The 14,909-nt window shown below is 43.2% G+C and carries 14 protein-coding genes; 6 read left to right on the top strand and 8 right to left on the bottom strand.

From position 1 onward, the window contains the following. Positions 1-288: 288 nt before the first annotated feature. Positions 289-1,611 carry a Rieske 2Fe-2S domain-containing protein gene (locus F7734_RS34250; protein ID WP_155748979.1) on the top strand — a complete coding sequence of 441 codons (1,323 nt, stop codon included), beginning with the start codon at positions 289-291 and terminating at the stop codon, positions 1,609-1,611. Then, positions 1,612-2,763 (top strand): alanine--glyoxylate aminotransferase family protein, encoded by a 1,152-nt coding sequence (locus F7734_RS34245; RefSeq protein ID WP_166482325.1) that lies wholly within the window; start codon positions 1,612-1,614, stop codon positions 2,761-2,763. A 124-nt stretch (positions 2,764-2,887) separates the two neighbouring features. On the opposite strand, the gene F7734_RS34240 is transcribed toward F7734_RS34245, so the two are convergent. Next, on the bottom strand, positions 2,888-3,076 hold the full coding sequence (locus F7734_RS34240; protein ID WP_243147238.1) for a DUF433 domain-containing protein: 189 nt from the start codon (positions 3,074-3,076) through the stop codon (positions 2,888-2,890). A 408-nt stretch (positions 3,077-3,484) separates the two neighbouring features. Between F7734_RS34240 and F7734_RS34230 the strand changes: the two genes are divergently transcribed. Next, positions 3,485-5,215, top strand: a complete 1,731-nt coding sequence (locus F7734_RS34230; RefSeq protein WP_155748976.1) for a hypothetical protein — start codon at positions 3,485-3,487, stop codon at positions 5,213-5,215. On the opposite strand, the gene F7734_RS34225 is transcribed toward F7734_RS34230, so the two are convergent. Next, a complete protein-coding gene (locus F7734_RS34225) occupies positions 5,212-5,748 on the bottom strand; it encodes a helix-turn-helix domain-containing protein (RefSeq protein ID WP_243147237.1) in 537 nt (178 codons plus the stop codon). The two genes, F7734_RS34230 and F7734_RS34225, sit on opposite strands and share 4 nt — an antisense overlap. 228 nt (positions 5,749-5,976) lie before the next feature. Here F7734_RS34225 and F7734_RS34220 point away from each other — a divergent pair, with 228 nt between their 5' ends. After that, positions 5,977-8,274 carry an RNB domain-containing ribonuclease gene (locus tag F7734_RS34220; RefSeq protein WP_155748975.1) on the top strand — a complete coding sequence of 766 codons (2,298 nt, stop codon included), beginning with the start codon at positions 5,977-5,979 and terminating at the stop codon, positions 8,272-8,274. A 239-nt stretch (positions 8,275-8,513) separates the two neighbouring features. On the opposite strand, the gene F7734_RS34215 is transcribed toward F7734_RS34220, so the two are convergent. From F7734_RS34215 to F7734_RS34195, 5 genes are all read right to left on the bottom strand, one after another. Continuing rightward, on the bottom strand, positions 8,514-9,473 hold the full coding sequence (locus tag F7734_RS34215) for a LeoA/HP0731 family dynamin-like GTPase (protein ID WP_155748974.1): 960 nt from the start codon (positions 9,471-9,473) through the stop codon (positions 8,514-8,516). A 61-nt stretch (positions 9,474-9,534) separates the two neighbouring features. After that, positions 9,535-10,143: a Uma2 family endonuclease gene (locus tag F7734_RS34210; RefSeq protein ID WP_155748973.1), complete on the bottom strand. Its 609-nt coding sequence runs from the start codon at positions 10,141-10,143 to the stop codon at positions 9,535-9,537. A 28-nt stretch (positions 10,144-10,171) separates the two neighbouring features. Then, the gene (locus F7734_RS34205) at positions 10,172-10,729 is read right to left on the bottom strand and encodes a Uma2 family endonuclease (RefSeq protein WP_155748972.1); all 558 of its coding nucleotides are present in this window, start codon (positions 10,727-10,729) and stop codon (positions 10,172-10,174) included. An 89-nt stretch (positions 10,730-10,818) separates the two neighbouring features. Then, positions 10,819-11,376 (bottom strand): Uma2 family endonuclease, encoded by a 558-nt coding sequence (locus tag F7734_RS34200; RefSeq protein ID WP_155748971.1) that lies wholly within the window; start codon positions 11,374-11,376, stop codon positions 10,819-10,821. A gap of 112 nt (positions 11,377-11,488) precedes the next feature. Then, positions 11,489-11,785, bottom strand: a complete 297-nt coding sequence (locus F7734_RS34195; RefSeq protein WP_155748970.1) for a hypothetical protein — start codon at positions 11,783-11,785, stop codon at positions 11,489-11,491. On the opposite strand from F7734_RS34195, the gene F7734_RS34190 reads away from it, so the two are divergent. Beyond that, complete coding sequence (locus F7734_RS34190) at positions 11,777-11,923, top strand: hypothetical protein (protein WP_155748969.1); 147 nt, start codon at positions 11,777-11,779, stop codon at positions 11,921-11,923. The two genes, F7734_RS34195 and F7734_RS34190, sit on opposite strands and share 9 nt — an antisense overlap. A 16-nt stretch (positions 11,924-11,939) precedes the next feature. After that, on the top strand, positions 11,940-14,330 hold the full coding sequence (locus tag F7734_RS34185) for a GIY-YIG nuclease family protein (RefSeq protein ID WP_155748968.1): 2,391 nt from the start codon (positions 11,940-11,942) through the stop codon (positions 14,328-14,330). 106 nt (positions 14,331-14,436) lie between these two features. Here F7734_RS34185 and F7734_RS34180 read toward each other — a convergent pair whose 3' ends face one another. Then, the gene (locus tag F7734_RS34180; protein ID WP_166482324.1) at positions 14,437-14,904 is read right to left on the bottom strand and encodes a hypothetical protein; all 468 of its coding nucleotides are present in this window, start codon (positions 14,902-14,904) and stop codon (positions 14,437-14,439) included. Between the last annotated feature and the right edge of the window lie 5 nt (positions 14,905-14,909).

The following is a 14,909-nucleotide window of genomic DNA, read 5'->3' as shown; positions in this document are numbered from 1 at the left end:
TAGGTTGGGTTGAGCGAAGCGCGAAACCCAACAAATGCTGATAAATGTTGGGTTTCGTTCCTCAACCCAACCTACGTCGAATTTGAGTTTTTAGCATGCGTCTCGGCGGTTAAATAAATGACTTTTGAACCGCAGAGGCACAGAGAGCGCAGAGGAAAAATTAAAATTTTATGAGTCACTTTGGCAAAGTTGGTACATATATACTATAAATTAACGTTTACCACATAAAGCTTTTGGTGGGCTTTAGCCGTACCTATGTATAGTAGAAAAATCAAATAGGAGTTCTATATGCAAACGGAATTCAATTTTTATCAACACTGGTATCCCGTATCACCTATAGAAGACCTTGACTCAACGCGACCAACACCAGTCACGCTTTTAGGACTCCGTTTGGTCATTTGGAAACCAAAGTCATCGGAAAATTTCCAAGTCTTTTTAGATCGATGTCCCCACCGTCTTGCACCCTTAAGTGAAGGACGAATTGACGATAAAACTGGCAATTTAATGTGCAGCTATCACGGTTGGCAATTTGATTCTCAAGGGATTTGCACTCACGTTCCCCAAGCAGAAAAGCCGGAACTCGTGACTGAGAACAAACAACTGTGTGCGATCGCATTTCCTTGCCGTCAGGAAAATGATTTACTCTGGGTTTGGCCGGATGTGAATTCTGCGGAGCAAGCAGCCAATACACCGTTACCTCTATCGCCACAGGTGGATGCAAGCAAAGGTTTTGTGTGGTCTTCTTTTGTAAGGGATTTGGATTATGACTGGCAAACCCTTGTAGAAAATGTAGCAGACCCCAGTCATGTTCCTTTTGCCCATCATGGAGTGCAGGGCGATCGCTCAAAAGCAGCTCCCATGGACATGAAAGTTGTAGAATCAACACCGAACCTAATTCAAGTCACCAATCAAAGAGCACTTAACACAACAATTACTTTTGAGCCACCTTGTCACTTAGAATACGCCATCAGTTTTGGTAACCAAGGAAAACAGGTAGGGCTTGTGACTTATTGCATACCAGTCGCTCCAGGTAAATCAAGGATTGTCGCTCAGTTTCCCCGTAACTTTGCCAAAACCCTTCATCGTCTCATACCTCGTTGGTGGGATCACGTTCACAACCGGAATTTGGTACTTGATGGAGATATGGTTTTTTTACACCAGCAAGAGTATTTTCTCCAACAGCAAAAAGGTAACTGGAAAACTGCTTACAAACTACCCACAAGTGCAGACCGCTTGGTTATTGAGTTTCGGAAATGGTTTGATAGATATTGTCAAGGACAGTTACCTTGGAGCGAAGTTGGAATCACTGTTCCAGAAAATTTGACGCTAGACGAGAATCGTCAAGAATTACTCAATCGCTACAGGCAACACACTCAACATTGTAGTAGCTGTCGAGGTGCGCTGAAAAACATACAGCGCCTGCAATGGATATTTTTGGGATGCTTTGTCATAATTGTTTCAGCAGTTGCTACCTTTCCCGATGCACTGCGAGTGAGACTCGGTGTACCCCTGATTGTTTTGGCACTTTTGAGCCTATCAGTTTACGCTTGGCTCAAATTCTTCTTAAGCCCTAAATTTTACTTTGTAGACTATGTGCATGCTGAGAAATAAATAATGCAAACACTCTCAATTAATAATAACCAAAAACTGCAACTGGCACCTCTTGCAGTTCCATCTCGTCTTCTGTTGGGACCGGGACCATCTAATGCCCATCCTGCGGTTCTTGAGGCGATGAACACTTCCCCATTGGGACACCTCGATCCTGCTTTTTTGGGGCTAATGGATGAAATTCAGTCACTTTTGCGCTACGTATGGCAAACGGAAAACCCTTTGACGATTGCGGTTTCAGGTACGGGAACTGCTGCAATGGAAGCAACAATCGCTAACACTGTAGAACCCGGTGATGTTGTCTTAGTTGGTGTGATGGGTTACTTTGGCAATCGTCTTGTGGATATGGCGGGGCGATATGGTGCAGATGTGAGAACGATCGCAAAATCTTGGGGACAAGTGTTTACTCTGGATGAATTGCGGAGTGCTTTAGAAACTCATCGTCCGAGTTTGTTGGCTTTAGTTCATGCTGAAACTTCTACAGGCGCACGCCAACCTTTGGAGGGAGTTGGCGATCTGTGTCGCGAATTTGGCTGTCTGCTACTGGTCGATACTGTGACCAGTTTGGGAGGCGTTCCCATATTTTTAGATGAGTGGGGAGTAGACTTGGCTTACAGTTGCAGCCAGAAAGGTTTGGGCTGTCCGCCAGGAGCTTCACCATTTACAATGAGTCCCCGTGCAGTTGAGAAATTGCAAAAGCGTCCGAATAAAGTAGCTAACTGGTACTTGGATATGACGTTGCTGAACAAGTACTGGGGTCAAGAACGTGTTTATCACCATACTGCTCCCATTAATTTGTATTATGCTTTGCGAGAGGCATTGCGCCTGGTTGCAGAAGAGGGATTGGAAAACTGCTGGCAGCGCCATCAACAAAATGCAGAATATCTTTGGGAAAGGTTGGAGAATTTGGGGCTAAGTTTGCACGTTGAGCGAGAATTTCGCCTTCCTACGCTGACAACAGTTCGCATTCCACCCGGAGTCGATGGTAAAGCGATCGCACGACAGTTACTGAACGAGCATAATATTGAAATTGGGGGAGGATTGGGCGAACTAGCAGGTAAGGTTTGGCGCGTTGGGCTTATGGGTTTTAACAGCCGTCAAGAAAGTGTTGATAAATTTGTAGATGCATTGGAAAAAGTAGGAGTCAAGGGTTAGGGGGAATGGTACGCTTGTTAAGGTAAAACCCTTTGAAATCAAGCTTTTTTCTCGTTACAGGGCTACTGCCTTGTAACGCAATCTCAATAAAGATTTATTACCCCTCATTACCATTCATAAAGGCTCATGCAGCTAGCAGTTCATAGCGGATAGCTTCTTCAATCGCTAGTCGATTTACTTCGTAATCATAAGCAAGTTCATCAATTGAGTCGCCTGCTTCATAACGTTCTGTCAAGATATCAATCGGAATTCCCGTTCCAGCAATGACGAGGCGACCAAAAGCGATACGAGGGTTTGAATCAGCTAAACACAAATACCGAGAAAGCTGTATAATTCTATAGAAGCTACAACAAAATCTCTAGAAAATGAAAAAATATTTAGCGATAGGAGAAGTCGCAAAAATTAAGGGAGTAAGAGTAGAAACTGTTAGGGATTGGACGAATTCAGGAAAATTAGAGTTTGTGACGACAGAGGGAGGACATAACCGAATAATTCGTAATTCATAATTCGTAATTCGTAATTATGAATTTCCATTACGAATTAGGAATTACGAATTATTTTTATGGTTCCCTTCTTTAGAAAAAACCTTAAGTTAATGAGAGAACTGCACGAGATATCTTGACAAAATATTCAAGTTAATTCTGGTGAATTAGTCGTTGAATATAGCGATAACTCTGATACAATTTCAGGACGCATTTAGCAAAGTAAGGAGGTGATAAGCGTGGCAGAGTTAATTAAAACAGAGCAAACTAAAACCTATACAGACCAAATAGACTTTTGGCATTGGGGAGAGTTATTTGCTATCTCCAATCTAATTGACTCTGCCCGCCATCACTGCCTGGAAATGATTCTGGCTGAGAAAAGCCAGCTTGATTGCAACAAAGAATTACAACGCTTATTCAATATAAACAAGCGATACAGCAATTCCATCTATACTGAAGTACAAGGAATTGTTACTAATGCCAACAAAAACAGAGCCAACCATATCAAAATCCTAGAAGGTCAGATTAAGTCGATAAAATCTGACATCAAGAAACGCTCTAAGCAAATTAAAGATTTTGCCAAACAAGAACATATGCTAACAAGTAAGAGTAGGAGCGCGAAAAAGGGATTTAAAACCAGTAAAACTAAAATCAAAAAAGCGTGTAGCATTTACGCAAAGTCACGTCAAACAACACAACTTCAAGATGCAAAATTTGGTTGGCATCAAAAGAAACGGCGATTGCATCTACTTCAGTCACAGTTGGCGCATTTGAAGGCGACAAAACCAAAGTACGCGTTACCAGATATTGCCAACAGTTTTGTCTTGGTTGGCAGCAAGGACGAGTCATCAGGCAACCAACTAGCGCAATTCGATTACATTGAAAATCCGGATAGCTTTGTGCTCTCTATTCGCACTCCCTACGCGTTAGAGGAAAGATTGGGCGGTGATTACATCCGGATTGATGGATTGAATTTCAAGCATGGCTTCCACGAAATCGTTGAATCCATTTCAGAGCGATGTTATCAAGTAAAAACCAAAGATGGAACCGAAAAGTGGGCTATTGGTTACAACGCGGTCACGCTCCGATTCTACTGGCAAGATAATTGTTGGTACGTTGCTGCCACGACAGATATCAACCTACCAGAAATTACATCCGAATATCTATCTGGCTATGTTGGCATTGACTTAAATGCGGACTCCATTGGATGGGCTGTGTGTGACACCCAAGGTAACTTGCTTGAATATGGCGACTACAAGTTGGATTTACATTCTAAAACATCCAATCAAAGAGCAGCGATTTTTAGCGATGCAGCCACCTTTATCGCATTAAAAGCAAAACAATATAACTTTCCAGTTGCATCTGAGAAATTGGATTTTTCCGAAAAGAAGAAACAAATTAAAGAGAAAGGAAAAAAATCTGCCAGAATGCTTTCATCATTTGCTTATTCCCAATGGCACGAAGCTTTAGATAGTGCTTGCTCAAAATACGGGATTTATCATAAGAAAGTAAATCCTGCCTTTAGCAGTACGATCGCTATGCTCAAGTTCATGTCCATGTATGGCATGAATTCTGCTTCTGCTGCTGCCTTCGTTATTGCACGTCATGGCAGAAGATTTTCAGAAAGACTTCCAAAACTTCATCACTTACTTCATTCCAAGTCCGCCTATCCTATTGGAAAGCACGTTTGGTCGCAGTGGAGTAGGGTCTCTAGGAGCGTCAAAGGCACTCCTAGGCACAAATATTTTACATCCCGCTTTAACAGAGCACGAAAGGTTACGCCTTTTTGTCAACTGACTTGCTTTGTAGGTCAGCATGGACAATTGGTCAATCCAATACAGTTGGAGCTTTTCGAGGTTGGTGCAATCCCAACGGGGAATGATACAGTAACCGTTGCTGTATCTAGGTCTAGAAAACCTCGTAAACGTAGTCAATCTACGCATATGCAGATTTCTCTAGATTTTAATTAGCGGTCAATAACGACGATACGAGGGCTTTCTTCCTCGTGAGAGCGAGTAAAGGGGTAAAGTTTAATTGCAAGCCCCGTGTCATCGGGTTCAATTCGTTCAAGATGAGCATTAAAAGCATCTCTCAGTTCCTCCTGTCCGCTTTTTGAAGCATTAATCAGGGAACCATACCGCTCGATAAACAGGTCAACGCCATCAGTACGAAATATTTCATGGGCTAGAAGATGAGATACTTGAAATTGTTCCTCAATGAAATCAAGAGCAGATCGCACCTTATACAAATCAATTTTGTGTTGCTTGCGAATTGCTCGAAGAACGTGAACTTCAATGAGATTGGTAAATGAAAGCAGCCGTGGTCTGCGATTGCGAATTGGAATCAAGGGCTTGAAGAAATTAGATCCCGAAGTAATCCGGTAACGCCGCCCCACTGTCCACGCTCGAATTGTACCTCTTGGAATGCGTAGGTAGCGTGCAGCATCACTGATGGAATAACTTGGGATGTCTCTAGGATCTATTCCTCCATAAAGATCTGTCATAAGCACAACTCCAGAATGGGGTATTTTTATTATTAAACATATTTCCGCGATCGCTCTGTTCCATGAAATGCAACGCTCTCAACGTCAAGAAAATCCCAATAATTACGAAAAATATTTTCCAAACCACGGCTTAGGGTAGACTTTAACAACGATACCAAGTGAAAGCAATGGGGAGATCTGTTGACAAACTAGCTAAAATAATGTGTATTTGTACTACTTGTAAGGCATATGCAACAAAGAGTAGGAGTCGTTGGCTTCACAATCGACGGTGAAACTTCAAAGGACTTGGACGATGCAATATGGATCGAGCAACAAAACGAAGGGATACTGCTGTCTATCCATATTGCTGATGTCGCAGCCCATGTAAAGAAAGATAGCTACATCGATCGCACGGCTTATAACAGAATAGAAACGAGATATAGAGCCAGTAGCGTGAGTACCATGCTGCCCAGGCAGCTTGCAGAAAATGACCTGAGCTTGTTGGAAAAGCAAACACGAGATACCATAACAGTACAAGTTCGGCTGTCAGATAGCACGGAAATTTTAGCAACTAGAATTTTTGAATCGGAACTTTGTAGCCTGAGGAGATTTTCTTACGCTCAAGCAGATGCTACTTTGAAAGATCGGAATGACGAGTTCCATGAGGCTTTAAAACTTTGTCAAGTCGTAGCAAAAAAACTCAACATTAGACGGCAAGAACATGGTGCGATCGCTATCTCATTAAGCGATAATTTACTAGTTACTGAAGATGGGCGTTTGCTTGCGGTTGAGTATAAAAGCCAGCAAATTATCGCTGAATTTATGATTCTCTGTAACTATGTGGTAGCCAATACCATGGCGGAGGCGGGAATCAACATTGTGTATAGAAACCATTCAGCTAAGGAGATCGCTCCCGATCGCAAGCGCATCTTAGAATCAATATCCGTTGTAGCTTCTATGGGCTACATTCAGGCGTTACTAGTTAATTGGATGAACAAGGCAGAATATAGCCCTTCTTTAGCAGGACATTTTGCTTTGTCAATACCAGCTTATTGCCATTTCACATCTCCCATTAGGCGGTATGTGGATCTGGTCAACCACAGAATCATCAAGGCTTGGTTAAAGGGACAAAAACTGCCCTACACCAAAGCAGAGCTTCAAGAAATTGCAATTAAAGCAACTGAATATCGAAATAGTTTACAAGAAAATGCTGATGCTTATTTCTCAGGGCAAAAGAAAAAACAGTACGAGAAAATAATAGTATCTAACGAGTTTAAAGAACTTCCTCCAAGAGATTTTTCTCGCATAATTAAATATGCTGCCAAGCAGAACACTGTTGAAACTATAATTGATGAAATCAAGCGCAGGGCGCAAGAAAAAATACTCCTACCTCCAGATTTTACCTACCTTCTATTTTACGCACAAGATAATAATGTCCATGAGATAGCCTGTTCAGCTTTAAACGAAACTCCTAACCTAGCAGTTTCAGCACTGACCATACAGTGTCAAAAAGATGAAAACTGGAAGGTAGAAGATTCTATTGTTGATGAAGGTACGGAATTTTGTACTTGGTTTGTTGTCAGTCTTGATGGTGTGGCACTAACAACAAAAAAAGGTGTAACAGATCTATGGAAAGCAACTAGCCGCAATAGAGCAGCAGTTCTCTGGATTAAGGAGTATCTTCGAGGTACTTTGGTTCCTCCCGATGAACGAGAATTGCCCTCTAAGGTTGAAAGCGATCTGCAGCCATCAGCAGTGCTTTGCGATTCCGTAACCATGGAAGAACTGACCCCAAAAGAGTTTAGCCGCGAGGTTAAGCGTGCTATTGAACTGAATACGGTTGAAAGCATAATTGATGAAATTGAAAGACGGGGACAACAAGAACTTTTGCAAGCCTCAGACTTTACTTACCTTTTATTTCACAGTCGAGATGCTAGGGTACACGAGGTAATTTACTCGGCTTTAACCAAAGTTCCTTACATGGCAGTCTCGGCACTGATGATGCAAAGTCAACTTAATACGAGTTGGAAGATAGAAGACTCAATTCTTGATGAGAGCAAAGAATTCTGTACTTGGTTTGTCGTCAAGGTTGATGGTTCGATGCTGACAACAAGAGAGTGTGCGATCGCCCCAGGAAAAAACGCGAGTCGCAACCAAGCAGCTGTTCATTGGGTTCGGGACTATCTTGCTGGTCGCTTAGTGAATCCTAGTGAAAGAGAGTTATCCGTCAAGGGAAAAACTGAAGTTCAGAAACCCATTGTAATAGATACTGTTGACTTGAGTGTTCCCGATCTCAATTTCGTTGGACTCCTTCAAGAACTGGTTATAAAACTCAAGCAACAAGAACCAAAATATACCTTTACTCAGCTAGGAGGCGGAGGTTTTCGCTGTCGCTGTCGCATTGAATTGTTTGAGCAAGAAATCCTGACTTTAGCTGATTATCCTAACAAGAAAACAGCCAAACAACTTGCTGCTAAAGAGGCTTACACTCAAGCAATGGGAGTTTTGGAATCCATGCCGAATTTAGTTTTCAGCGAAACCAGTTGATTAAACGTTGCCGTTATATCATTTCCGGAAAAGACCGCTCGTTAAGGTAGATGGGGGCATAGGGGGATAGGGAGATGGGGAGCGGGTTTTCCAGTTTTTGCAGAGCTTGTTGAATAGTAACTCATTAACCGAACTGGATATTAAGCGTGTTAATATTACTAGAATAGCTCTGCCACAGTTACGTCCCCCGTGCTGCACAGTCGCAAATCAATCGAATTACTAGATAAACTGGATATTATTTAAAAATTATTTTCTATTGTAGCTATCTCCTTCTTGATTTTTTGCATCATATTTTTGATTTGATTAACTATCTCAATTGTTGAGCTTTCATTATTTCGCAGTTCATCTCTCTGACGTTCAATATCTTGAAATTCAGCTTCATAAAAGCCGATAATTATCTCAAGTTTAATATTCCTTTCATACTCACTTCTGATTTCTGAGGCAACTTGCCTAAAGCTCTGGCGTAAATCCGATCTTGCTTCACGAAGCTTTTGCTCATACTCTGCTTCATCCTTTTCTTGTTTAACCGCTATAAAAATTTCTAAAATTGCACCTACGCCTCCAATAATAGGTCCTAAACCTCTGATGAACTTAGCAGCGTTAACCGCTCCCCAAGGGCGAAACTTAACACCAAAAAATTTACCGATGTTATAAACTAGATCTCTAGAAACTGCTGAGGCAAAACTTCCTATAGCCCGCACAGCTTCAGTACTTTTTTTTAAGAAAGATGGCATTTCTTGAGTTTCTCCAAATTCTTCATAATCAACTTTTTGTCTACTTGTTGATGAAACTTGTACTTCTTCAGCTAAAGATCGCCCCAGCCTTGATTGCAATAATTTTTCGAGATGAATTTGGAGGTTACTTAATTCCTCCTCCAAGCCCAACTGTATTTTCTCCACTGTTTGCTTTGTAGCTAACTCTATTTCTTTCTCAGCTTTTTTAATTTCCCAGTTGATATCTTCTTCACTATGCCTTCCATCAACTTTACTAGCAACACCTTCGCCAATCATTAACACTTCATGCTCAAGATTGTTAAATTCAGCTATATAACAATTCCTAAATCTTGTTTGAGACGTTTTGAGAAGTAACATCTTACGATGAAGTATTTCTAAGAAATCTCTAGCAGATTTATCATCTGTCGTAACAATATTATATGACCGTTCTAATACATCCAAAGCATGGTTGAGAGGTGTTAGCATTCTTGCGTATAATTTATTTTTAGCAATTAATTGAAACAGTAATCGGTATGCCCGATGAGGATCAGGTAGGTTGAAAAACTTGCTCTGCTGTCAAATTTAATTCCGGGAATGTTGGTGAAGTGATGAGATCGCCGTTTCTAAACTGAGTAACTTGGTACTCGCCCTCGACCAGGGAATAAATGGAGATAGTTGGTTGCTTGGGGTTGCCAATAAACCGACGACCGCCAAGGGCGAGATAATCGACAATCCAATATTCGGGTATCCCAATCTCTTCGTATTTGCCAGCCTTTGTCAAATAATCATCCCGCCAGTTAGTGCTTACAACCTCAACGATTAAGGGAATTGACGCACCTTGAGTGACGGTAGATTCTTTTTTCCATAGCGGTTCGTTAACCAGGTTGAGCCGATTCAGTATCACCACATCTGGTGAATAAGCCGATTCATTTTCCGGTGGTTTAACTAATGCAGTCTTGGGTATGAAGTAGGGCAGCTGCAACCTTGCGTATTTGACAGCTAGCTTTGTCACCAAAGATCCCGTTACTTCTTCGTGGTCTCCTGTTGGCTGCGACACCTCAACAATGACTCCATCGTGCAATTCATAGCGTCCACTGTCCGGTTTCCACCGAACAAATTCTTCAAAGGTTACTAGTTGGCGTAAGGTTTGCGTCATTGCTCGTCCCCTTCTTTATAAAGCAAGGTCAATCAAATTCAGGCGGCCACAAGTCAGATACTGTCAATTCCCATCCCGGCAACAAGTCTGGTAGCGTCAAGCGATCGCTATCCCTTAAAACTGTAGGGCTTTGACTGAGCCGATAAACTGTAACAGTTCGTTCATCGGGGTCAATCAAGATACCAACAGTACTCCCCAGTTCTAGGAAAAGTTGAATTTTTTCTACCAAAACCTTAACGCGATCGGTTTTGGATTTTACTTCAACTGTTAGGTCTGGAACTAACTGTACAAAATCACGCTTGGTCTTTTTCAGGCGCGAGGCTTTGACAAACGACACGTCAGGAGCGCGTAAGTCCCTACCAGGAGACTCTTGTGTAGTTGGCAGAATAAATCCAGCACTGGAACCCGTTACTCTCCCTAGTTTGCGAGGCTTAACCCAGTTGCGAAGTTGAGCGGCAAGCTCGGTACCAATTTCTTCTGATTCATAATCCGATGGACCCATGACAACAATACTCCCATCCACCAGTTCCATTTGCCAATCTGGGTGTTCTGTTTGTAGTTCTTGTAAATCCGCAACGGTAAACATATCACTAAAAATTATGGAAGATTGACCGATCTTATGACATTAAATCACATCGGACGGATTTCGAGATAAGCCCTCCTAGTAAAGCAAGTTCAATCAAATTCAGGCGGCCACAAATCCGATACTACCAATTCCCATCCCGGTAATAAGTCTGGTAGCGTCAGGCGATCGCTATCCCTTAAAACTGTAGGGCTTTGACCGAGCCGATAAACTGTAACAGTTCGTTCATCGGGGTCAATCAAGATACCAACAGTACTCCCCAGTTCTAGGAAAAGTTGAATTTTTTCTACCAAAACCTTAACGCGATCGGTTTTGGATTTTACTTCAACTGTTAGGTCTGGAACTAACTGTACAAAATCACGCTTGGTCTTTTTCAGGCGCGAGGCTTTGACAAACGACACGTCAGGAGCGCGTAAGTCCCGCTCGCCCTGCTCTTTTGTAGTTGGCAGAATAAATCCAGCACTGGAACCCGTTACTCTCCCTAACTTGCGAGGGCGTACCCAGTTTGCAAGCTGTCGCACAAACTCGGCACCAATCTCTTCTGATTCGTAATCCGATGGACCCATAACAACAATACTCCCGTCCACTAGTTCCATTTGCCAGTCTGGGTGCTCTGTTTGTAATTCTTGTAAATCCGCAATGGTGAACATAATGGTCGCAAGCGTTTGTCTTCTTAATTTTAGCTCTGGCAATTTATTTAAAGTTACTTTGTCGCCCCTTCAGCTCGAAGGGTGTTTTGGATGATAGCTCGTGCTTCAGTGTTCATTCTTGCGCTCCTTTAATCAACTCCGGTTGCTCGGTAAGTTCGGCGACTTTGACGTTATGCGCGTTGACTTCTTTCTGAATCATCTGGAGCAAATCGGCTTCTGTCAGTGGCTTAACGCTTTCCTCTCCCCATGTTTCAGTGTCCTCGGAGTCTTTATGAGGCATGACCCAGTAAATCCAACCCGCACCATACTTGTTGCCTCTAAAACTGTTAGGGAGTGCAATATCGGTGAATGCCCCGGTTTTGACTTCTTGTTTGAGTGCTGGGAAGATGGAGACGCGATATTGAGGCAAAGCGTTCGCAAGGCACTAGAACGCTATCCTGACTGGGCTGAGATTACAGACGAGGGTGAGTTGGTGGAGGTCAATGTAGCGCCGTGGGACAGCATTGCCCAGCAAATGAAGTCGCTTGAAAGTGACGAGAGAGTTTAACGATCTAGGTGAACCCATGCCACAACGTAAAACCGTATATGAATTCATCGCCCAAGCTCAAGCCAAGCACGGCGATTTGTACGACTACTCCCTAGTTGAGTATGTCAATTCCGCAAGTAAGGTTACTATCATTTGCCCCCACCACGGCGAGTTTAAGATCGCTCCCTACCACCACCTTAAAGGCGTGGGCTGCCGCAACTGCTATGCCGATCGCCAGCGCCATACCCAATCCACCATCATTGATAAATTTCGCGAAGCCCACGGCGATCGCTATGACTATAGCAAGGTTGTTTACAAGCGAATCGATATCAAAGTGACGATTATCTGTCCCGTTCATGGTGATTTTGAACAAGATCCAAAAGCTCATATAAATGGTTCGGGTTGTGTGAAATGTGCTAATGAAAATCAGACATTAACGCTGTTAGAATTTGTTGAGAAAGCTCGTGCCACCCACGGTGACAAATATGATTATTCCGAAGTGAGGTATGTTAATCACGCTACTAAAGTGACTATTGTTTGTCCCCAGCACGGCGCTTTTGAGCAAACACCCAGCAATCACATCAGAAAAAGTGGCTGTCCCGCGTGTGCAAAAGAATCTACCACGAAAGCTCAGCACGGATTTGAGTACAAGGGTATTCACTACACTAGCACCAAGCAAGCGTGTCAAAAATTAAGCAAAAATTATTGGGTTGTGCTGAAGCGGCTAGGTGCAGGTTGGACTGTGGCGCAAGCGTTTGATGATGAACCCCACGACCCGAAACACTCTTTTAGGGTGAACGGTGTAACTTACAACGGCATAGAAGACGCAGTGCGTCAACTAAGTGCTCCCGTAAGTTCTACAACTGTTAAAAGACGTATCGCGGAAGGAATGACGCCAGAGGCAGCTTTGTTTACTCCTCCCAAGCTTGGATATGACAATGGAATTATTTACACAATCACTAATTGCGTAAACGGCAAGCAATACATAGGGTTAACTACTACGTCTTTGAAAGAACGGTGGGAAAGGCATTTAGAGCAGGTTTACAGGCACGATCGCTCTTTGGTTCACGACGCGATTGCTGAATTCGGAAAAGAAAATTTTACGATTGAGTCTATTGATTGTGCTGCCAATCCTAAAGAACTCCGAATTAAGGAGCGTCAATGGATTCAGCGATTAAACACCTTAACCCCCAACGGCTACAACGTTACTTTGGGCGGTGAAATCGGTGGTTCTCCAGGTAAGCCCACCAGACTACCAGGAGCTCCGGTTCTTTACCCAACCGTACAAGCAGCTGCTGAAGCCCTAGCCAAAAGGGAAGGAATTAGTGTAGAGGCGGCTGAAAAGCGAATTCACGCGGGGCGAATTGATGCGAAAAAGCCGCATGGTATGTCGAGGGATGCGCCAAAGACCCGGTTTTACAAATACTGGAGTGGCTTAGTTCATGGACTAACTAACCCAAATTCTAAAGAGTATAACGGCTCTAGTATTTGCGATCGCTGGAAGGATTTTAGAAATTTTTGCGAAGACGCAGGCGACAATTACGACCGAGGTTTATACCTTAAACCAGTCGATCCCAAACTTCCTTATTCCAAAGAAAATTGCGTGTGGGTTCCCAGGCGCGAACTGTATCAAACTCACGGCATGACAAAGACTAGGATTTATCGTCTTTGGTCTCATCTGGTGTATCACAAAGCCAATCCCAACTCAAAGAAATATGAAGGAATCCCCGTGTGTTCTCGATGGCAAGACTTTACATTGTTTTACGAAGATATAAGTCAGGGGTATCGGGAGGGCAAAATCCTTTTCCTAATGAATCCCAACGAGCCGTACTCGAAAGAAAACTGTTATTGGAATTGGGTGCGGGGCAATCAACAAGCACACCCCTTATTTGGAACACCCATATACAAGCTTTGGAGGCGAACCGTTAACGAGTATTGCAATCCCGAATCCAAAAACTACAACGGTTCTAGTATTTGCGATCGCTGGCGTGACTTTGCTTTGTTTTGTGAGGACATGGCTTCAACTTACGAACGGGGATTGCAGCTAATTCGACGCGATCGTAACAAGCCATTTGCACCGGACAATTGCGACTGGAAAAGCGCTCAAGAAGCGCCACAAACTCACGGAATGACGAATACTAAGTTTTATCGAATTTGGGCTAGGCTTAGTCATTATCGCACTAATCCTGCCAGCAAATCTTATGAAGGGAGTAGCTTGTGCGAGCGGTGGCGAAAATTTGAAAACTTTAAAGAGGATATGTACAACTCTTACCAAGAAGGAATGGGATTGGGACTGCTAGATCGAAGTCAGCCGTACTCTAAAGATAATTGCACGTGGCTAACTAAATCTGAATTTTGTAAGAAAAATCAGCCATCAGTACAAGGGGAAACGTTTGTGCAGCTAAGCTTGTGGAGTACATCGGATTGAACCGACCTAAGAGTGAGGGCGATCGCCATCTGCGGAATTTCCGCAGATAGAGTCTACTTTGCACTCAACCTCCATCCTCAAGTGACGGCGAGCGCTATGGCTTTACCTAGTTGTTGAGTCGCAATTCATATGGCTCAATTTCCCAGCCATGGTGGGCAACTCTCTCGGTTGCCAGCCGTGCCAGCTTTTCTGATACTTTTCTGAAAACATTCCGATTCTGGTACGCTGGCGATGGCTCAATTTGTGCGTGGGCTGGGTTGTCCCCAAGCGGTCTTGGGTGGACATCGATTTTATAAGCATAGATAATCTCTTTGCCTTTAGCGTCCTTCTGGACGATATCGTCTATCATCCGAATGTCACCAGCAACCAAACTTACAACAGCGTCATTTGTGTTTTTCTGCGTCCACTGCGGGTTATGATTGCAAAGTTTTGCCCGATCTACGGAGGGCGCTTGTCCTCGATCGGCAAATGCCTGCGAGCTAAGCCGCACCCCGTGTTCCTCCATCTGGTAATAATTTCCACCATGAAAAACACAACGATACAATAGCTCATCATCTGTAACTACATCATCCACCGTCA

It is taken from the genome of Scytonema sp. UIC 10036, assembly GCF_009725235.1.
Note: the sequence above shows the minus strand (reverse complement) of the source record. Positions and strands in the feature narration are given on the sequence as shown.